Source organism: Alkalihalobacillus sp. CinArs1, assembly GCF_947387515.1.
Classification (GTDB): Bacteria; Bacillota; Bacilli; order Bacillales; family Guptibacillaceae; genus Guptibacillus.
Map to the genome: position 1 here is coordinate 633,355 of NZ_CANDOB010000001.1, position 20,190 is coordinate 653,544.

At 40.5% G+C, this 20,190-nt stretch carries 20 protein-coding genes; 4 read left to right on the forward strand and 16 right to left on the reverse strand.

Annotated elements, in window-relative coordinates; genetic code table 11:
- Nucleotides 1–42: 42 nt before the first annotated feature.
- The 5 genes from PFZ69_RS03420 to PFZ69_RS03440 form a co-directional block, all read right to left on the reverse strand.
- A complete protein-coding gene (locus PFZ69_RS03420; protein ID WP_270179616.1) occupies nucleotides 43–2,871 on the reverse strand; it encodes a DNA translocase FtsK in 2,829 nt (942 codons plus the stop codon).
- A gap of 188 nt (nucleotides 2,872–3,059) precedes the next feature.
- Complete coding sequence (gene ytpR / locus PFZ69_RS03425) at nucleotides 3,060–3,668, reverse strand: YtpR family tRNA-binding protein (protein ID WP_270179617.1); 609 nt, start codon at nucleotides 3,666–3,668, stop codon at nucleotides 3,060–3,062.
- A 21-nt stretch (nucleotides 3,669–3,689) separates the two neighbouring features.
- Nucleotides 3,690–4,490, reverse strand: a complete 801-nt coding sequence (locus tag PFZ69_RS03430) for a DUF1444 domain-containing protein (RefSeq protein WP_270179618.1) — start codon at nucleotides 4,488–4,490, stop codon at nucleotides 3,690–3,692.
- 333 nt (nucleotides 4,491–4,823) lie between these two features.
- The gene (locus PFZ69_RS03435) at nucleotides 4,824–5,138 is read right to left on the reverse strand and encodes a thioredoxin family protein (protein ID WP_270179619.1); all 315 of its coding nucleotides are present in this window, start codon (nucleotides 5,136–5,138) and stop codon (nucleotides 4,824–4,826) included.
- 17 nt (nucleotides 5,139–5,155) lie between these two features.
- The gene (locus PFZ69_RS03440) at nucleotides 5,156–6,169 is read right to left on the reverse strand and encodes a PTS transporter subunit IIC (protein ID WP_270179620.1); all 1,014 of its coding nucleotides are present in this window, start codon (nucleotides 6,167–6,169) and stop codon (nucleotides 5,156–5,158) included.
- Between the two features lie 155 nt (nucleotides 6,170–6,324).
- Between PFZ69_RS03440 and PFZ69_RS03445 the strand changes: the two genes are divergently transcribed.
- Nucleotides 6,325–6,771: a YtoQ family protein gene (locus tag PFZ69_RS03445; RefSeq protein WP_270179621.1), complete on the forward strand. Its 447-nt coding sequence runs from the start codon at nucleotides 6,325–6,327 to the stop codon at nucleotides 6,769–6,771.
- Here the strand turns inward: PFZ69_RS03445 and PFZ69_RS03450 are convergent.
- Both PFZ69_RS03450 and PFZ69_RS03455 read right to left on the reverse strand, forming a co-directional pair.
- Nucleotides 6,768–7,271 carry a DUF84 family protein gene (locus PFZ69_RS03450; protein ID WP_270179622.1) on the reverse strand — a complete coding sequence of 168 codons (504 nt, stop codon included), beginning with the start codon at nucleotides 7,269–7,271 and terminating at the stop codon, nucleotides 6,768–6,770. The genes PFZ69_RS03445 and PFZ69_RS03450 overlap by 4 nt on opposite strands.
- Before the next feature lie 59 nt (nucleotides 7,272–7,330).
- Nucleotides 7,331–8,404: a M42 family metallopeptidase gene (locus tag PFZ69_RS03455; protein ID WP_333489725.1), complete on the reverse strand. Its 1,074-nt coding sequence runs from the start codon at nucleotides 8,402–8,404 to the stop codon at nucleotides 7,331–7,333.
- Between the two features lie 173 nt (nucleotides 8,405–8,577).
- Between PFZ69_RS03455 and PFZ69_RS03460 the strand changes: the two genes are divergently transcribed.
- A complete protein-coding gene (locus PFZ69_RS03460; RefSeq protein WP_270180607.1) occupies nucleotides 8,578–8,886 on the forward strand; it encodes a PepSY domain-containing protein in 309 nt (102 codons plus the stop codon).
- Between the two features lie 50 nt (nucleotides 8,887–8,936).
- Here PFZ69_RS03460 and PFZ69_RS03465 read toward each other — a convergent pair whose 3' ends face one another.
- The 7 genes from PFZ69_RS03465 to trmB form a co-directional block, all read right to left on the reverse strand.
- On the reverse strand, nucleotides 8,937–9,479 hold the full coding sequence (locus PFZ69_RS03465; protein WP_270179624.1) for a hypothetical protein: 543 nt from the start codon (nucleotides 9,477–9,479) through the stop codon (nucleotides 8,937–8,939).
- A 152-nt stretch (nucleotides 9,480–9,631) separates the two neighbouring features.
- Nucleotides 9,632–10,486, reverse strand: coding sequence for a pyrroline-5-carboxylate reductase (proC, locus tag PFZ69_RS03470; protein ID WP_270179625.1), 855 nt, complete (start codon nucleotides 10,484–10,486; stop codon nucleotides 9,632–9,634).
- A gap of 356 nt (nucleotides 10,487–10,842) precedes the next feature.
- A complete protein-coding gene (locus PFZ69_RS03475; protein WP_270179626.1) occupies nucleotides 10,843–12,741 on the reverse strand; it encodes a PTS fructose transporter subunit IIABC in 1,899 nt (632 codons plus the stop codon).
- A gap of 19 nt (nucleotides 12,742–12,760) precedes the next feature.
- On the reverse strand, nucleotides 12,761–13,669 hold the full coding sequence (gene pfkB, locus PFZ69_RS03480) for a 1-phosphofructokinase (RefSeq protein WP_270179627.1): 909 nt from the start codon (nucleotides 13,667–13,669) through the stop codon (nucleotides 12,761–12,763).
- Complete coding sequence (locus PFZ69_RS03485) at nucleotides 13,666–14,418, reverse strand: DeoR/GlpR family DNA-binding transcription regulator (protein ID WP_270179628.1); 753 nt, start codon at nucleotides 14,416–14,418, stop codon at nucleotides 13,666–13,668. Before PFZ69_RS03485 ends, pfkB begins: the two co-directional genes overlap by 4 nt.
- A gap of 166 nt (nucleotides 14,419–14,584) precedes the next feature.
- The gene (locus PFZ69_RS03490) at nucleotides 14,585–15,427 is read right to left on the reverse strand and encodes a YtnP family quorum-quenching lactonase (RefSeq protein ID WP_270179629.1); all 843 of its coding nucleotides are present in this window, start codon (nucleotides 15,425–15,427) and stop codon (nucleotides 14,585–14,587) included.
- 87 nt (nucleotides 15,428–15,514) lie between these two features.
- Nucleotides 15,515–16,153, reverse strand: coding sequence for a tRNA (guanosine(46)-N7)-methyltransferase TrmB (trmB, locus tag PFZ69_RS03495; RefSeq protein ID WP_270179630.1), 639 nt, complete (start codon nucleotides 16,151–16,153; stop codon nucleotides 15,515–15,517).
- Nucleotides 16,154–16,296: 143 nt separating this feature from the next.
- Here trmB and cydS point away from each other — a divergent pair, with 143 nt between their 5' ends.
- Both cydS and PFZ69_RS03500 read left to right on the forward strand, forming a co-directional pair.
- Nucleotides 16,297–16,392: a cytochrome bd oxidase small subunit CydS gene (gene cydS, locus PFZ69_RS21000; protein ID WP_442865089.1), complete on the forward strand. Its 96-nt coding sequence runs from the start codon at nucleotides 16,297–16,299 to the stop codon at nucleotides 16,390–16,392.
- Between the two features lie 405 nt (nucleotides 16,393–16,797).
- A complete protein-coding gene (locus PFZ69_RS03500; RefSeq protein WP_270179631.1) occupies nucleotides 16,798–17,076 on the forward strand; it encodes a YtzH-like family protein in 279 nt (92 codons plus the stop codon).
- On the opposite strand, the gene PFZ69_RS03505 is transcribed toward PFZ69_RS03500, so the two are convergent.
- Both PFZ69_RS03505 and pulA read right to left on the reverse strand, forming a co-directional pair.
- Complete coding sequence (locus PFZ69_RS03505) at nucleotides 17,060–17,857, reverse strand: phosphotransferase family protein (protein ID WP_270179632.1); 798 nt, start codon at nucleotides 17,855–17,857, stop codon at nucleotides 17,060–17,062. The two genes, PFZ69_RS03500 and PFZ69_RS03505, sit on opposite strands and share 17 nt — an antisense overlap.
- Before the next feature lie 138 nt (nucleotides 17,858–17,995).
- Nucleotides 17,996–20,134 carry a type I pullulanase gene (pulA, locus tag PFZ69_RS03510; RefSeq protein WP_270179633.1) on the reverse strand — a complete coding sequence of 713 codons (2,139 nt, stop codon included), beginning with the start codon at nucleotides 20,132–20,134 and terminating at the stop codon, nucleotides 17,996–17,998.
- Between the last annotated feature and the right edge of the window lie 56 nt (nucleotides 20,135–20,190).

Here is a 20,190-nt window from a genome sequence, read left to right on the forward strand (position 1 = left end):
ATATAGAACAACCCTGGATAAAACAAGTAGAAAAGATATGCACTATACGTGCATATCTTTTAGGAACGTCTCTTCAAAATCAGCCTTACTCATAAGAATGCTCCTTGGCTTACTTCCCATTGCTTCAGAGACTAACCCTCTTTCTTCCATCATTTCGATCAATCTCGCAGCTCTATTGAAGCCTATGCGGAATCGTCTTTGGAGAGCGGAGGATGATGCTTGACCTTGATCGATCGCCCACATACACGCTTCCTCAAACAAATCATCTTCTTGTTCGTTATATTGTTGCTTCTTTGCAAGGTCCTCTTTTGCAATCAAGTAATTAGGCTTACGTTGCTTTCTCACATAGGATGTGACACGCTCGATTTCTTCATCAGACACGAAGTTCCCTTGCAAACGCACTGGTTTAGACGATCCATTCTCTAAACAGAGCATATCCCCTTTTCCAAGTAGTTTTTCTGCTCCACTCGAATCAAGGATCGTTCTAGAGTCGATCTGGGATGAAACAGAAAAGGCAATACGTGTAGGGATGTTTGCTTTTATTAAGCCAGTAATAACGTCAACAGAAGGTCTCTGTGTAGCTACAAGCAAATGAATGCCGCATGCTCTAGCCTTCTGAGCAATTCTGCATATCGCATCTTCAACATCTTGTGGAGAAACCATCATAAGGTCAGCCAATTCATCGATGACTACAACGATATAAGGTAACTTATGCTGTGGTTCACCATGTTCGATCGCTCTGTCATTATAGCGTTTGATATCCCTTACACCAGCAGCTGCAAATTTTTCATATCGCTCTTCCATCTCATCCACTGCCCATTTCAATGCTGTAGTCGCTTCCTTTACATCATTGATAACAGGTGTGACAAGGTGTGGTAGACCATTATACGGCGCTAACTCTACCATCTTGGGGTCGATTAGGAGCATTTTCACATCTGCAGGATTTGAATTTAGTAACAAGCTTACGAGAATTGAATTGATACACACACTTTTTCCAGACCCTGTTGCACCTGCAATCAAACCGTGTGGCATTTTTTGAATATCTGTTACTTTAGCATTTCCGCCAATGTCAAAACCTAACGCTGCATTCAGTAGAGAGTCTTTCGATTGAAAAACACCGCTCCGTACGACTTCCCGTATAAAAACAGGGCGACTTCTTGGGTTAGGAACTTCGATACCAATCGCATTCCGACCAGGAATCGGTGCTTCCATCCGAATATCTCTTGCTGCAAGGCTCAGTTTAATATCGTCACTAAGATTTGTGATTTTGTTCACTTTAACACCAGGGCTCGGCTGTACTTCAAAGCGAGTAACGGTTGGTCCCATCGTAGCTCCGATCACGCTTGCCTGCACATTAAAGTTCTTCAAGGTAGATTCCAGCAGTTCACGCTGATCTTTGAGCCACTGTTCATCATTACCTTCGTCACGCGGTGGAATATCCAAGAGGGAAATAGGAGGGAGCTTATATTCTCCGTTTGACGTCGGCTTTTTCACAAGATGTCTTCTATCACTTGCAAGCATCATTACGTTATATGGAACTTGTGGCTTCGGCCGGCCCTCTTCTCTCTTTTTCTCCACTTTGTTTTCTTTATGTTTTTGCGTCACTCCACTCTCTTCAACTGTTTCTGCTTGAGACTCTTTTGATTCATCCGTAATAGCAGAAACTTCACTTACGTTTTGTAATGTCTCTTTATCGTCTACCTCTGTAAGTGAGTGGGTTCCTATATCTTTCTCAGAAGCTTCTTCATGTCCATCTTCTAGTACTTCCTCTTGTGTTTCCTCTGGCGTATCCTCTTGTCCATCTTCTTGTTCTTTCCCTAGTACTTCTTCTATAAGTTCTTCCTGTACATCCTCTTGTTCCTCTGTTACTTCTTCATGTATTTCCACTTCATCTTCTATTTCGACTGGTGATTCACTAGCTTGAATCGCTCTCTCAATGTATGAGCCGCTGGATTCTCCCTGGTCGTTTAACGGCTCTAAATCTTTCTGATCATCATTCTCGAGCTCTTTACGTAAAGGTGACTCATCAAACTCTCTCTCGCTATCTCGATCAGATTGGGGAGCATCGTTTTCAATCCCCTCAGTTGTATCCTCCGCCTGGTTATCTTCTTCATAATTTGAAACTAACACTTCTTCAATATGGTTTGCTTCATCTGTATGATCAAAGCCTTTGTTAGGCTCTGTAGAAGATAAAGGTTTATCCTCTTTCACTTCTTCTGTATGTTCATTTTTTAGATCATAACTTCTTATTTCTGATTCCTCAGATCGATAATCAGTTGGTTTGTGTATGAGTTGATCGATAACTTTATGTTCGTTTAGAGGTGTATATTTATGCCTGTATTCACTTTCTTTAATCGCTCTTTCAACTTTCTCCACTACAGGACGCTTACTGAAGCCATAAATCGGTGATGGAATATCAGTAGGCTTAAAGTTAACACCGCTAAACTTCTTTGGAGTATCTTCTTTTATTTGTTCACTCGATGTCTTCGCTTTATTTTGGTTTGAACTTGAACTCGAATTTGAAACGGCCCTAACATTCGAATTTTCATTTTTGGTTTTATGAGATCGGTCGCTCGAATCAGCAGGCTTAGGCTGTTGTGTAGTTTTTTTACTTTCCGCTCTTCTACCGCTTTTATAAGACTCATCAGGAATTAAAGGAAATCGAAAATTTCCTTCTCTGGGATATTGGTGAACGATTCTCGCTTCATTCTTTCTCGTTCCACTTTCGATTCTCCCAATTGAGTTTTTCCGGTCTATTTTTGGGTACTCTTTAGACTGCCTCGCCCCCTCATCAGCACGATCATCCATTTCTTTCTCTTCATTCACATCAAATAATTTATTCAGTGCTTTTTTAAACCAGTTATTGCCCAATTAAAATCACCTTTTCTAGTTAAGCCTTTTAGCTTTTGTTATTCTATTTTATCGGAAATTCCCCTGTCATTGTAAGGCTCTTTCTAAAATCTTTCGTTATTTTAGATGCTTCTTAGTCTAAATTAGTAAAATCGGTCCAATATCCCTACACAAAAACAGTAAAAAGAAAAAACCTACTAGATAAAATCCTAGTAGGTCTTAAATTCTGATCCAATTTCATAGTCTTCTGAAAGGACCAAAATACCTTTTTCTTTTGGTGCATCAGGAAGATCAAGCTCTTTTGCTGAGCAAATCATCCCAGAAGATTCAATACCACGTAGACTTGCATCTTTAATAACCATACCAGAAGGCATTACCGCACCAACCTTTGCCACAACTACTTTTTGGCCTTGATCAACGTTTGGCGCACCGCAAACGATCTGCAATCGAGCGTCACCTACGTTAACTTGACAAATATTAAGTTTGTCAGCATTTGGGTGTTTGGTCATCTCTTCAACCAGTCCAACAACAAATTTTGGTGATGCATCGTATACTAATTCATCCTCAAAACCGTTTTCTTTAAGGATACGATTCACTTCAGAAATCAACTCTTCACTTTCTTCTACAACACCCGTTGCATCGATGTTATAGCTCTTAGAAATATCAAAGATATTGTATCCTACAGTTTGATTTGACTCTTGGCTGAATACACGCGCAACGCTACCCTTTCGTTCTACAGATCGGTCTTCTCGATCTGTACTTCCAAGCGTTACGATCAATGTGTCACCAATACCTTCTTTGTTATAAAACAAGTTCATATTTCGTGTTCTCCTTTAATGTTAATCTTCTTTTGGTTTATTTTTAGCAAGGATAAAGACAGGTTCTAATTTGCCATCTTCGTAAATGAAGGGTAGTCCAGTAACAGGTACTAGTCCATTTGAGAAGAAATGCATCGTTAGCTGTGCAAGTGCATCATAGCCACGTTCGTTCACAATATCAGCAAAGATCAATACATCTTGATGAGGAATTGCTACGGCTAATTCCCCTTTTGCTTTAGATGCCATCTCCTCTAATAAAGATTGATTCAGCACTCGACTCGCATCATAGCCATCATTGGTATTTAAAAAGTAGAAGGTGCACCCCGCCACTGTATCTGTTTTCATTTCAGTCGACAGACCTCGAACATTAAACCTCGATACTTCTTGAAGCGTTTCTTTGGTCATGCCCTCTTTCTCCAGCCAATTCTTGTCGATTAAGCGGTACGATTTACCAAGGTCGAGGGCATAGTAGATCCTTGTTTCTCCAGTGTGCTCATCGAAAACGAGCGGTACACCAGATTCAGTTTCTGAAGGAAATGAACCAGATCGAATAACAGGGAAGATGTTGCTTTCGCTTCCGCTTAGTTCCTGGTTATCATTCATCGCTTTCAACGTTTCTTCAACATGATGCACGATTTCATCAAGAAGGGATTCTTTACGTTCTTCATATTTTGCAGCAAGTCCTTTTAAAGAGAGACTCATCCCTTTTCCTGAACACTTTGTTTCGATTCGAAGCTTCTCTTCTTTCTTATTATATGTAAGTTCACGGTCTTCACTTTGCAGCCGTTCTTCTAACAGTTTTCGCAAATCTTTCGGTTCCATTTTTTCACCACCCTGTACATTCAATTAGAGTTGTCACTTTATGATACCATGAAAGTTCTATAGACAAAAACAAAGCTATGTTAGACATAGCTCAGGTTGTTAATGACCTTAAAATGTTGTACTCCCTATAACGGAGGAGTTTGGATCCCTCATACTTTCCTATGGACACACGCCCGTTGGACCACGGTAGTCAAGAGGGACCCACTCCTACTAGCATACTTCAAACCAACTTTCCGACCTACAATGCTTACGAATATTTACGCTCATGTTGATTTATTCTTCATTCGTAAGACTTTATCAACAGCCTGAAGCTAAGTTAGACATTTGTTTTTCTTATTTAACACTTGATAAAAAGTCTTCGATTTCTTCACGTGTTTTTCTATTCTTGCTTACAAAACGTCCAGTCTCTTCTCCTTCGTTGAATGCAACAAAGCTTGGGATTCCAAAAACATTTAATTCCTGACAAAGTTCAATATGTTGATCTCTGTCTACATAGTAGAAAGTCAGTTCCTTATACTCTTGTTCCAGTTCTGGTAGAAATGGCTCGATTACGCGGCAATCGGGGCACCAATCTGCTGAGAATAAAAAGACAGATTTCCCTTCGTTCATCGCTTGGACGTAGTCTTCGTGCTTATCAAAAGTTTTCATTGTATATCCTCCTATGATTACTCAGTTGATATCTTCATATCCCCTGACTTAATAAGACCTTTTTTCCTCATTACCTCGGATATTATCAAACTTATCAATGCTGGTCCAACGATATGCAATAGAAGGATTGCGATCCACACATTGTAGCTAGCACCCATTACATTGATGGTCATAATCTGACCTACAAAACCACTCGTGCCCATCCCTGCACCAGGAGGATTATTTAGCATTCCGATCCAACCGCTTCCGAACGGTGCCAGTATTGCACCTGCTAATGTTGGAGGTAGTAATATCCATGGATTTTTAACGATGTTTGCTACTTGGAGCATCGATGTTCCTAATCCTTGAGCAATAAAGCCCCCGAACCCATTTTCCCTATAGCTGCTAACTCCAAAACCAATCATTTGAGCAGCGCATCCGATCGTTGCTGCACCAGCAGCAATTCCCTCCAACCCAAGCATAATGGCAATCGCGGCACTAGAAATGGGCGCAGTCAATGCTAAGCCCATCAAAACGGCAACGATGATTCCCATAACGATTGGTCGTTGCTCTGTTGCCCACATGATAAGTGAACCAAAATTTTGCATGAGCGCATTAATCCCAGGACCCGCTATTGTTGCTGTTCCAAAACCAGCGAATATAGTGACCATCGGAGTAATAATGATATCAAGCTTGGTTGATTTTGATACGAGCTTTCCACATTCAGCAGCGATGATTGCTGAAGCGTAGCTTCCAGCTGGACCACCAAGCTCCGCTCCCGCCGCACCTGCTAATAAAGAAGCGAACAGTACGAGGGGTGGAGCTCCTAAACCATAAGCAACAGCTACACCGATCGCAGGCCCCATCAGGCTCATTGCTAATTCTCCTATTGGAATAAGGAAGCTAGCCCATGAAAGCTGTTCCCCAATCGTTTTTAAGATTAGACCAATAATAAGCGAAGAAAACAAGCCGAGTGCCATGTAACTAAGTGCCGTTACAAAATATGTATGGGGTGATAAAGACACACCTTTTCTTTTCAATAAATCTCTCATCTGTTTCTCCCTCCAATAAACTTCACACATTAGTATACACAATTTATAAGGAATAACGCTGAAGAAGCATAATCGTTTCTCAATTCAAATAATTGGGAACAATGAAGGGATTGTGCTACAATGACAGCGTTACTATCTATAGGAGGCGTTATATCTTGGAACTTACCGTATACTTGGCTGGACAAATACATGATGACTGGCGTAACGAACTTAAAGAAAAAGCGAAGCAAATGGATCTTCCTCTTTTATTTGTAGGGCCGATGGAAAACCACGACCGCTCAGATAACATAGGAGAGGAAGTTAAAGGTGAACAACCGAACGCCATATTTAAAGACGAAGCAGCCTCAGAAATCAACAACCTTAGAACACAAGTACTACTAGGAAAGTCAGATGTTGTGGTCGCTTTGTTCGGTGAAAAATACAAGCAATGGAATAGTGCGATGGACGCTGCTACGGCCATCACACTTCAGAAACCTCTTATTTTGATTAGACCCGAATCTCTCCATCACCCGCTAAAAGAGTTAGCAAATAAAGCACAGGTGGTAGTAGAAACTCCTGAACAAGCGCTTCGAGCACTTTCATATATTTTCGAAAGTAATTAATCCGAATAGTATTCATACTGACCAAAAAGCATTTTTACAATATGCTCATACATCGTAGTCCTTGTGATGGCGCCCTTCGTAACGATTCCGATGGCGCCTTCTTTTTTGTTTACATTGGCTCGACTCGCAAACTCCGACATAACCGGCCCTAGTTCATCTCCATTTTCCAACCTCTGCTTAACTTCATCCGGTAAAGGAAATCGAGCTCCTCCTGCCACAATCTCCTTCCCGTTACGATCAACAAGTACACCCCAATTACAAACGTACAATAAATGACCGATCTGGTGCACGCCACCTTCTAACCCTATGCCGATATCACTCTGACCTTCTTCAAGTGCCGCGAATGCTCGCTGCTTTGCACCTAAAATAGTTTCTTCATCCCCCCATGGTTGTTCTGAGACTCCTGATGAGACATCATACCCTTTCACTTCAAATGTGGTTAATGTTCTAACTGAATCGAGTTTTACTGGGTTAAGTGAACCTACAGCAACTTTTTTCATGATTATGCCTCCTTTAATGAGAATTACATTGAAAAAGGAGCCGATCGGCTCCTTTCCTTCTAAACTCTACTCTTTATCTGGTCAACCGCATTTTGATCTGTTGTTCTTACCAACTTAAACAGAAGTTCTTTTGCCGCTGCATAATCATCAACATGGATGATTGATGAAGAAGTATGAATATATCGTGAGCAAATGCCAACCACTGCTGATGGTACTCCATTATTCGAAAGATGAACCCTTCCTGCATCCGTTCCACCTTGAGAAATAAAATACTGATACGGAATATCATTACTTTCAGCAGTATCGAGAACGAAGTCTCTTAAACCTTGGTGTGTAACCATAGAGCGGTCGTATATGCGAAGGAGGGCTCCTTTACCAAGTTGACCAAACTCACTCTTATCACCCGTCATATCATTTGCTGGGCTTGCATCTAAAGCATAAAACAAATCTGGATTGATTAAATTTGCTGCAGTTTGTGCGCCTCGAAGCCCAACTTCCTCTTGTACAGTAGCTCCAGAATAAAGTTCGTTCGGTAGTTCCTCATTCTGCATTTCTTTCATAAGCTCGATAGCAAGTCCCACTCCGTAGCGGTTATCCCAAGCCTTGGCCATAATCTTCTTATTGTTAGCCATCGGTGTAAATGGACAAGTAGGAACGATTTGCTGACCAGGACGCACTCCAATTTTTTCAGCATCTTCTTTGTTATCTGCACCAATATCGATAAGCATATCTTTGATCGCCATCGGTTTTTGACGTTTTGCTTCATCTAAAAGATGTGGAGGGATGGAACCGATTACTCCTGGTATCGGTCCGTCAGCGGTCATGACTTGAACACGTTGTGCAAGTAGGACCTGACTCCACCATCCGCCTAACGTTTGGAAACGGAGCATGCCGTTGTCTGTAATAGAAGTTACCATAAATCCTACTTCATCCATGTGACCAGCAACCATAATTTTAGGACCTTTGTTCTCACTGCGTTTTACCCCAAAAACACTTCCTAAGTTATCCTGTATTAACTCGTCTGTGTATTTGCTAAGTTCACCCTTAACAAATTTCCTTACGTCATGCTCAAATCCAGGAGCACCTTGAAGCTCAGTCAACGTTTTGAATAGTGACAGCGTTTCTTTATTCATATATGTATCCCCTCTCTTCAATATATACCTCTTTCATTGTATCGAATTCCATTATGCGTTGCTAGTCGTTTGAATTTTCAGCTTAAGTAGTTGGTACATGAATCAACTTCAGATATACTAAAAGAGGAAACAACAATAGAGGTGAATAGAAGGGAGAAGTGAACACCGTGAAGATGAAAGACTTGTTGTTAGGTGCACTTATCGGAGCAGGGGCTGCTTTGGCAGCAACTTCTTTGGCAACGTGCAAAAAATCGACGATTCCGCCTGAAAAGGCTCTTAAATCTGTTAAAGAAGCAGTTAAACACTCATACGCAGTGAAAGGATCATGGATTCATATGAAAACGGATTCAATCAAGAAGTTCGACGTGCCTTTCACCGTTTATTCTGGTGGTTTAACATGTGAAAAAGCAGGACGATTGGAACAGATGGATTTCGTGGTCGACGCAAATACAGGTACAATTGTAGAACTTCAAAAACAATAAAAACAACCCTCTACCAAGTAGGTAGAGGGTTGTTTTTATTTCATAGCAGTTTAGAACGTTGCGTTCGTCTTATATACGTTGTTCTTTAACTTAAAGCCAAGAGTCGTATACCAGCCTTTAATAAACACATAAATAATAATTGCTGGAACTATGATCATAAGAAAGTGAAGGAACAATACAACTCCCATATGAAGATGAGAACCAGTTTCTTCAGCATGACTGTCCTTAAATTCTTTTGCTTGATCTAGGTCAAGTACCTTTGTATCAGGAAGTACTGCATTTGCATCAGCATCATAGAAGATTACCTGTTTGTGATCTTCAAAGAAGATATTATCACGAACAGTTTGGAATTCTACAACCATCATCGTTACTTGACTAAATTCTTTATCCGCTGAACTACTTACTTCAAAACTCTCAGATTCCTCAATAGAAAGAGACCCTTTGTCATAGTCATAGTGCTCTTCTCCAATATAGCTAGCGACACCCTTCTTAACTTCATCGCTGACATCTGCTTCAGCATGAACAGCTGTACCTGCAAACGGAAATGCGACTAAAAGAGCTAAAATAAGAGCAAAAATCCCTTTTTTCATCATTATTTCCTCCTTCCAACTACAAATCATCCAATTATTATCATATCATATTTTGTCTATTATTCTACTAACATTTTTTAGAAATGAACATTCTGTAACATCTCCCTTAAATTAGCATCAATAAAAAAAGAACCGGAAGACCGGTTCTTTATAACTTATTGCATTACTGGCTTTTTCTCGTTTTCTTCATCGAACTGACTGCTGATTTCTTTTGAACGGACTGCAGCGTTTCTTACGGCTTCAACAAATGCATCTCCACCGCCGTTTTCATAAAGTGCCTCTAGTCCAGCTTGTGTGGTACCGTTCGGTGAAGTGACTTTCTTTCTAAGTTCTGAAGGAGAATCCTCAGACTGTTCTGCCATCATTCCAGCTCCGAGTACTGTTTGCACAGCCATCTTACGAGCTGTTTCTTCTTCAAGCCCACCTTCAACAGCGGCTTTCTCTAAGCTCTCGATCACGTAATAGATATATGCTGGTCCGCTACCTGCAACACCAGTGAACACATCCATTTGTTCTTCATCGATTACTACTGTATCTCCAATAGAACGGATAAGCGCTCTTGCAATTGTAATTTGCTCTTCATCTACATACTTTCCTGCTGCAAGTGCAGAAATTGATTTTCCAATCATGCTTGAAGTGTTCGGCATCACACGAATCACTGGCTGCTCACCTTCTAGGCTTTCTTCGATGAAAGCAGATGGAACGCCAGCTAGAACGGATAATAATAGCTGTTCATTCGTAATATATTCTTCAATTCCCTTAAGAGCTTTTTCAATATCTTTAGGTTTCATTGCTAAAATTACAACATCCGCTTCACGCACAGCGAATTCTATACTTTGCGTTGCAAGAACTCCGTGATTTTCCATTAGTTCTTGACGTCTTTCTTCATTACTTCTATTCGTCATAATAATACGTTCAGGTTCAATTGTACCCGATTCGATCATTCCTGCTGCCATTGCTTCTGCCATTGAACCCGCTCCGATAAACGTTACGGTTTTATTCTGTAGCATGATTTCCTCCTTTGAATTTCCGACAAATCATCTGACATTTCGTCTACGGTCATTTATACTAACACTGCTTCTTATACGCATCAACCGTTATAGAGGAAATAAAAAGCATTTGTACAAGATAGGTAGTGAAAACGCTATCATTTAAACCTGGGATGCATTTGCATGAACGAGATGCTGATATATGCAATCTCACGCCTTCTCACACCATCTCATCACAACTCACTTTTTTACAATAATTGGATAAAACGCAATGAAATGAGCTAAAGAACTTTAAAGCGCGCCTTTTATGATGGTGATTCCGCCTCTGATATGAGCAAAATGCAAAATAAAGAGGCTTCTTATGAAGCCTCTCACTTTTACACCTGCGGTTTGGATTTCTTCAGAATACCTACCATCATTGCCGTTACGACTGTACCGATTACAATTGCAAGGAGATAAAGCAGAATATGCTGAATCGAAATGTTGTTTACAGACCACATTACGAATGCTCCGCCATGTGGAGCTGGGAGCGCTATATTAAAGAGCATTGTCAAAGCCCCTGCAACCGAAGAACCTGCGATGATAGAAGGAATAACCCGCCCGGGATCAGCAGCTGCGAATGGAATAGCCCCCTCTGTTATAAACGAAGCTCCCATGACATAAGCAACTTTTCCAGCTTCTCTTTCTGTTTTATTAAAACGTTTCTTAAAGATCGTGGTCGCTAGTGCCAATCCTAATGGAGGTGTCATTCCTCCGGCCATGATCGCTGCATGATAAGTTAGGTTTCCTGCGTCAATCATCGCGATTCCAAACGTGAACGCTGCCTTGTTAATCGGTCCACCCATGTCTACAGCCATCATACCCCCAAGGATTAAACCAAGTAGGAGTTTGTTCGTCGTTCCAAGTCCGCCTAACCAGCTTTCTAATCCAGTATTTAAAGCTTGGACCGGTTCGATCACAACATACATCATGATCATACCTGTGATGAAGATACCGAATAGTGGATAAAGCAGAACTGGTTTGATTCCTTCCAAAGATTGAGGAAGACTTGAAAATAGTCTTTTAAGTAAAAGTACAGCATAACCAGCAAGGAAACCTGCGATTAGGCCACCTAGAAAGCCGGCCCCATTCGTCGAGGCCATCAAGCCACCTACAAGACCAGGAGCAAGACCTGGACGATCGGCAATACTCATTGCGATAAATCCGGCAAGAACAGGAATCATAAGTGCAAATGCATTGCCTCCACCGATCGTACTCAGTGCTTCTGCAAAAGGATTGTAACTTGGATGTTCTGGATCTGCTGCATTGATTCCGAAAATAAACGATAAAGCGATTAAGATACCACCACCAACAACAAGTGGTAACATGTTTGATACGCCGTTCATCAGATGCTTATAAAAAACGGGCTGTTTCCCTTTTCTCTCATTTTTCTTCTCATTGATTTCATCTTCATATGAACGAGAGCTTTGAAACACTTCAGCATCACCACTAGCTGAACGTTTTAATAATTCCTCTGGTTTTCTAATTGCCTCTGCTACAGGAACTTCAATCACTTTCTTACCTTTGAAGCGTTCCATCTCTACTTTTGTATCTGCTGCGACAATAATACCATCTGCTTCTTTTATATCTTGATCCGTTAATCTATTCTTTACACCACCAGAACCATTCGTTTCAACTTTTAATGCCAAACCAAGCTCTGAAGCCTTTGACTTTAAAGCATCTGCTGCCATATAAGTATGAGCGATACCTGTCGGGCAAGCTGTAACCGCTAACAACTTTGCTCCTTGTGAGGTTTCTTCCGTGCTGCTTTCTATTTCCTGCTCTTCTTCTTTAGAATCGAAAGCAATCAATACCTCATCCGTTGACTTAGCATCATTTAAAACCCTTCTAAAATTAGTATCCATCAGAAATGAGGAAAGTCTTGAAAGAGCCTCAAGATGGGTCTGGTTCGCACCTTCAGTAGCTGCGATCATGAAGAAAAGGTGAGCCGGTTGACCATCTAACGAATCATAGTCAATTCCTTCATGAGACCGTCCGAAGACGATCGCTGGTTTTTTTACAGCTGAAGTCTTTGCATGTGGAATTGCAATTCCTTCCCCTATTCCAGTAGTACTTTCTTGCTCACGTTTATGGATTGCTTCTTTAAAGCTTCTTACATCATTTAAGTTTCCCGCACGATCTAGTTTATCAGTGAGCTCATCGATAACCTCTTCTTTCGTTTTTGACGCAAGATTAAGGATAATCGTTTCTTTTGTTAAAAGCTCTGTTATCTTCATCCCGATATTCTCCCCTTTCTTATATAGAACGAACTGTTATTTGAGTTTTTAATGTTTCAATTTCTTCTTTTGTACAGAACTCGTTAGAAAAAGCACTTGCACTACCAGCAGCGATTCCAGTGTGAAAAGCATCTATTAAATCTTTTTTAGATAAGTACATGCTTAGAAATCCAGCGACGACAGAGTCGCCTGCTCCTACAGAGTTTTTCACTTCACCCTTTGGCGCGTTGCCTATAAAATCACCTTCTGAGGATAAAAACACGGCGCCTTTCTCAGCAAGGGAAATGATGACGTTCTGTGCTCCAAGGTCTCGAAGTTTTCTACCATATGAAGTTGCTTCTTCGACCGAATTGATCTGTACACCAAAGAACTCACCAAGTTCATGATGATTTGGTTTGACTAAGAAGGGTTTTGAGTCAACTACTTCTTGCAATGCAGTCCCTTTCGTATCAACGATGGCTTCCACACCTTCGGGAAGAGAATCAATAATACTTGAGTAAATTGAGGATGGCACACTTGAAGGAACGCTACCAGCCAACACGACGATGTCACCCGATTCTAGTTCAGACAGTTGTTCGTACAATGATGCAATCGATGATTCATCTATCTCAGGTGAAAGTCCATTAATTTCCGTTTCCATTTCTGCTTTCAACTTGATATTGATCCGGGTATCTCCATCTACTTTAATGAACTGTGGAGATAACCCCTCTTCTTTGAGTGCCGTCTCAATAAATTCTCCTGTAAAACCTCCAATAAATCCTAGCGCTTTAGAAGCATAACCAAGCTTATGAAGAACTCTTGAGACGTTGACACCTTTTCCACCTGCAAATTTCTTATCATGATTCACAATATTAACCTGACCTGCCTCAAAATGCTCCAACCCGACTATATAATCGACTGACGGATTTAATGTAACTGTATATATCATAATTTCACCACTTCTACTGTTGTTTGTTCACTGATCTTATCTAGGTTCGGTTCTGTAAAATGACTGGTTATAATCGTACATTCATGTAGTTCGGCAACCTTACTAAAAGCAGTCTCCCCAATTTTTGAATGGTCAGCTACTATATAAGATTCTTTAGAAAGATCGATCGCTGTTTTCTTCATGATGGCTTCCTCAGGATCGGCGGTTGTATATCCGAAAGACTCATGTATGCCGTTAATTCCAATAAAACTCTTATCAAAACGATAAGTAGAGATCCCCTCTAGAGCTTTGCCACCAATCATCGCACCTGTATTCGGCTTTAGCTTACCTCCGATCAAATATGTCGTGATACCATTTGCGAGAAGTGTTTCGACTACTTGATAACCGTTAGTGACAGCAATTAGGTTTTTACCTCTTAATTGTTCTGCTACCTTTTGGGTTGTCGTACCTGCATCAAGAAAGATGCAATCACCGTCTTCAATAAGACTGGCTGCATAAGTTGCGATAGACGTTTTTTCGGTCAAGTTTTGTGAAGACTTTTCATTTAACGATGGTTCAGTCCATTTTGTCCTGTATTGAGTGGCACCGCCGTGTACTCGTTTTAACTTATCTAACTCTTCAAGTTGAACAAGATCACGACGTATCGTTGAGATAGAAGCTCCTGTGGCTTCACTTAATTCATGGACCGTAGCATTCCCTTGCTCTTTTAGTACTTGTAATATGATGAAATGGCGTTCTGCTGTTAGCACATGTTCACCTTCCTGTCTTAGTTATGTTAAACCCATTATAGTGTAAGCACTTTCATAAATCAATCATTTTTGTTCAAATAAATTCAAAAACAATCAACAAACGTTTAAAACCGTTCATTTAGACATAAGAAAAAGACTGCATATGCTGCAGTCTTTTTAACATTACTTACTTTTCTCTTTTTATTTCCTCAATAATTTCATAGCGTTCGTTCCACTTCAGCGCACGATAACTCGCATCATGATAAAAGATAAACCACGCTTCTTCTTTTACAGCTTCATTTATCCACTTTTCCTTGGCGTAGATCGACGTCATCGGATAGTCATCATAAGCCAGGACCCAAAGTGGATTCACATGAGCATGAGTAGGCATCAAATCAGCCATATGGATGATCTTTTGTTCATCTTCGGTCATTGTGATAATACAATGTCCATCACTATGGCCACCAGTGTGGTGCATCTTTAATCCAGGTAGAACTTCTATCGATTCGTTAAAGGTGCGAACTTGATTCACGATCGCTTCCCAGTTCTCTTTCCAGTATGTATTCTTAGAACGAATATTCGGGTGTCTCATTTCATTCCATTCAACTTCAGAAGTATAAATGACTGCATTTGGAAATACAGATCGATACCCTTCACCTGCAGGCTCTGTTAGTCCACATGCATGATCGAAATGCAGATGAGTCATCAATACCATATCAATATCTTCTACGGAGAGCGAGAGTTCCGCTAAACTGTTTTTCACGTCAGACTCTTCATTTACCCCATAATTCCTTTTTTGTTTTTCTGATAGCTTCTCAGAACCTATCCCTGATTCGATAAGGATATTTTTACCTTGCCATTGAACAAGAAGTGGGTCTGTCCTTAGCTCGATTTGATTGCGTTCATTAACCGGATATTTCTTACTCCACAATGGCCTTGGAACAACACCAAACATTGCTCCTCCATCCATGTGAGTAACGCCCCCTCTTAACCAGTGAATCGATAAAGAGCCTAGCTGAAATTTCTCCATGACGATCTCCTTTCACCTACTTAGTTTATTTTTCTCTTTAGTAAACGCTTTCAAATATTATCAAAAAAAGAACCGTTTTCGGTTCTCTTATCGAAACTGAGCGACACAACGGTAAATCCTACTGCCTTTTGAGGAAAACTTCTGTTCATATTCAGTCATGACATTTCCTTCAAAATCACTCTGATGCAAGTCAAGGCTCACTTCATGAAGCACCATTCCATAGTCTGAGAAACTGTGGAGTGCATATTCGAAAAGACCCTGATTATCCGTTTTAAAATGAATCTCACATTGTGATTTTAAAACTGTTTTATAAAGATCTAAAAATGTACGATACATTAATCTTCTTTTTTCGTGTCTATTTTTTGGCCATGGATCAGAAAAATTCAAATAAATTCTGCTCAACTCATTCTCGTTGAAAAGCTCCGTTAGGTTCTGAGCATTTTCGTTCAGCAATCGAACGTTCGTGATGTTTTCCTCGATAAGTTTTTCCAAAGCGGAAACCATTACACTCGGGGATAACTCGATTCCAATAAAATTTATATCAGGATATTGCTTAGCCATTCCGATAATAAATTGGCCTTTTCCTGTTCCTACTTCCAGATGAATTGGATTATTGTTTCCGAAGACCTCGCTCCATTTGCCATTTAACTCAGACGGAGCATTTGGTACTAAGGTAGGATGTTCCGCGAACATATCCTCTGCCCATGGTTTATTGCGCTGACGCATACTTTCACTTCCTTATTTGCCTATCGTTCACACAATCGACATTTTACCATGAAACTTTCCGAATAGGAAGGTCTCATAAAGGCAATCACTCTCGATATATGTTATCTTGTATTAAAATCAATCCAAACGGGAGGAGTTATCTTATGGAACATTTTCTAATCATGTGGGCTCCATGGATCGTTATAGTATTGTCAGTGCTCGCTCTATTTGGATGGGGCGCAAAAGGAGACACTAAGTAAAACACGGACCAAATATGTCCGTGTTAGAGTGTAGAGAAAGTCTCGGTGTTGCGATGAGAGTAGACGACCATCTCCGTTTCAATTAACGTTACTCGTCTGTTAAACCATTGGGCGGAAGATTCGTTTTTGATTAAATCTCATCAAGTAGGAGAGACGATCGCGGACTCCTGCGGTCGTACGGACGGCCGAGACCGGGGTGTGGGTTTCACCTCGGGCTTGGACGTTCGTCCGCGGAAAGCATGCGATCGTCATCGACTACGGCATAGGGAGCACACCGATTAATGACATAGGTTTCTCAACAAGCTTACACGGACCAAATATGTCCGTGTTTTTTTATTGATTTTACATAATAAGGCTCAGTTCATGTCATCCTACTCAATAGAATGATCAAAGGAGGAATGAACAATGCCACTCACGCATGAACATCAGCTCGCGATCTTAGCTGATATTTTAACCAACCACCGTACTGATTGCACAGGTACAACATCTGAATGTGAACAAGTTCAAAGGCTTGCAAAGTTGTTAAAACAAAACCATGTGATCGCTCCTGAGATCAAACAAGTCTTAGATCAGATAGAGGAGTACAGTACAACTGGAGCGCAACAAGCCGATTTATTAAACCATATAGAAACCCACCAGCCAAATTTAAGCCAGTGGGTAGATACCATCAATCATTATCAGTAAGTCGATTTTTATTTAGATTAAGAAGATCTCTCTTCCAATATTCCACTTCTCCGTAGAGACCTTTATAATCGTACCAATAAATGGATAATAGGGTTTGAGCGAGCACATACCAGTACATCCTTTTTCTCAGCCCTTCTGTGACTGACAACCCGTAATGAGTTAACCAGTCTGCCCATTCATTTTTTGGTACGTACCAATATAGCAGCATTCCGATATCTAAAGCTGGATCTGCAACGACAGCCCCGTCCCAATCAATCAAGTATAGATTTCCTTCATCACTGAACATCCAATTATTATGATTGACGTCACAATGACAAACGACTTTTTCTACATGATCAAGATTGTCTTTGTTTGAAGCTAAATAAGACAAAGCACTCTCCACTTCGGGATCTTTTCTATGATGACCATCAAATTTCATGATCAGGTCATGATAGATTACATCTGGGGATAGAGGCTTTTTTCCAAGACGGTGAAGCATTCTAAGAAGTTCTGAAGAACGATGGATCTTCCTTAGCAGCTTTGCTACTCTAGGCTTTTTCATCTCAAACGCCTTCAGCTCTCTCCCAGGCAGCCATTTCTGGGCTGTAATGACGTCCCCATTCTCAAGTCTTTTGGTCCAGAGAAGCTTCGGTACAATTCCTTCCGCCGACAAAACAGCCAGAAAAGGCGAGGAGTTCCTCTTAAGGAATAGTTTCTCGTCTCCATATTGAGCTAAGTATGCTTCACCTGTCGCTCCGCCAGCAGGGGTCACCTGCCAGCCTTCGCCTAAAATGTTCTCCAACAAATTCACCTTCGATTTCTGTTAGTTTGTAGATTCTGGAAGTTTTGTCCTCTGCTTTGGCGGCAGAATCTCTGGACGTTGTTCAAAACCGCCTACGAATAAAAAATTATAACACAGGTTAATGAATTCTTCATGTTTTTATTCCATCTTTATTAATACAACAGTGTTTAAAGGCGCTACAAAAATAGAACTGTCATGTGTTTTATCTAATGGATCGATTCCTGCTTCTGTACCATTAGCCACTATCCATTTCTCTCCCTCACCAATATAAATCCATTCAGAATGATGACCGGCATTATGAATCACGACAATCTTATCGTCACTGTGCTCTTGATCTATTCGATAAGCGATCATCGATTCAGGGGAGTCAATAAATTGAATGCTGTGCATCTCATGGATCTCTGACATACGCAAGGCAGAAAAGTACTTTCTGATTTCGATAAGACCCTTCAAGTAGGTAACGTTCTCTTTTACAGCCCTCATCCTTCTCCAGTCAAACTTATTGACCCTGTCTGGTGATTTGTAGCTGTTTTCAACCCCATTTTTCGTTCTAAAAAACTCCTGACCGGCATGCAAAAAAGGAATTCCTTGTGAAAGAATCGTAATCGCTGTTGCGAGTCGGTGCATCTGTTGTTTAACTTCTTCGTTAGAATGAGGATGGCTGCGATTCAATCGATCCCATAACGTATGATTATCGTGGCATTCAACATAATTGATCGACTGGGATGCTGTAATAAAATAATCCTCAACACTTCCCATTATACACTTCTTCACGTCTTCTTTAACTGAGAAATTTCCAGTAGCAAATCCTGAAGAATGAGTATCAAATAGTTTTCCTTTAACAGAATCTCTAAAACGGTCGTTAAAAAAGCCGATTCTTGGAAGTTCCTTAGCATGTGAAATCGTTGCCTTACGATAATCAGGTAAGATGGTGTTCAGATGCCATCCTTCTCCAAATAGTAAGATGGTAGGATCGATACAGTCAATCGCATAGCGAACCTCTTTCATCGTTTCTTTATCATGAATGCCCATTAAGTCAAACCGAAATCCATCCACTCCAAATTCTTTCGCCCAGTACGTGACAGAATCGATGATGAGTTTTCTCATCATCTTTCTTTCAGAAGCTGTATCGTTTCCAACACCTGTACCGTTCGAAGGCTTCCCGCCATGATCGTATCGGAAATAATATCCTGGTACGATTTTCTCTAGATTAGAAGCCTCTAGATGGTACACATGATTGTAAACCACATCCATGATCACCCTTAGCCCTTTGTTGTGAATAGCAGCTATCATTTCTTTCACTTCACGTATTCTCGTATAAGGATGATGAGAATCTGTAGAATAGCTACCTTCAGGAACAAAGTAATGAATAGGGTCGTATCCCCAATTGTATTGTGGCTCTGCTTTCATCTCATCTACGCTACCGAAATCCTGAATAGGAAGCAATTCAACGTGCGTAACACCTAACCATTTTATATAGTTCAGTCCTTGTGGAATGCCGTCTTTCTCTGGTAACTCTTCTGTGAAAGCCTTGTATTTCCCTTTATATTTTAGACCGCTTTTCGTTTGGATGCTAAAATCCCTAACGTGTAATTCATAAATGATTGAATCTGAGGATTTCGCATGCGCTGGTTTTACCGTAGGATCCCAATTTGGAGGGTTGGTATTAGAAAGATCTGTGACCATGCCAAATTTACAATTTGAGGTAGCCGCCTTAACATATGGGTCCACTACTTCCTTCGTACTCCCGTTAACCCGAACGCTATACGTGTATAAAGTTCCTTCTCCATAGCCATTCGCTTCACAATCCCATAATCCTTTATCCTGTCGTATCATTGGGAGTTCATCTACTTTTTGAAATAAGTCATTATAAATATTTACAATAACGTTGGTAGCAGTAGGTGCCCAGACTTTGAATAAAGATCCTTTCTTCGTTAGTGAATTGCCAAGTTCACCATCGTAATGGTACTTTTCATCAAAGGCTTTTGTTCGGACAACTTTACCTGTCATCACCAACGCCTCTTCACCACTAGAGTGGATGAGGTAATATTCTGTGCCAGGATGGTAGTCTGAATCTGTTAACAATGAAACGATCCTCTTCTTGCCAAGTTTGAAATCACCATTGATCTCTAGATTGATATCAAGGTGACCATCCGTTAACGTAAAGCCTTGATGATCGTCTATACCTTCTTCTACCATTACTGTTATCACATTGAAATCATCCCAATAAGCAGTAAAAGCGTGACTATCAGTTTGATAATTAGAGTGATTTCTCATTGATCCCATCCTTTACAAAGGTGTTTACACATCATCATATTTTCTCTTATAGAAAA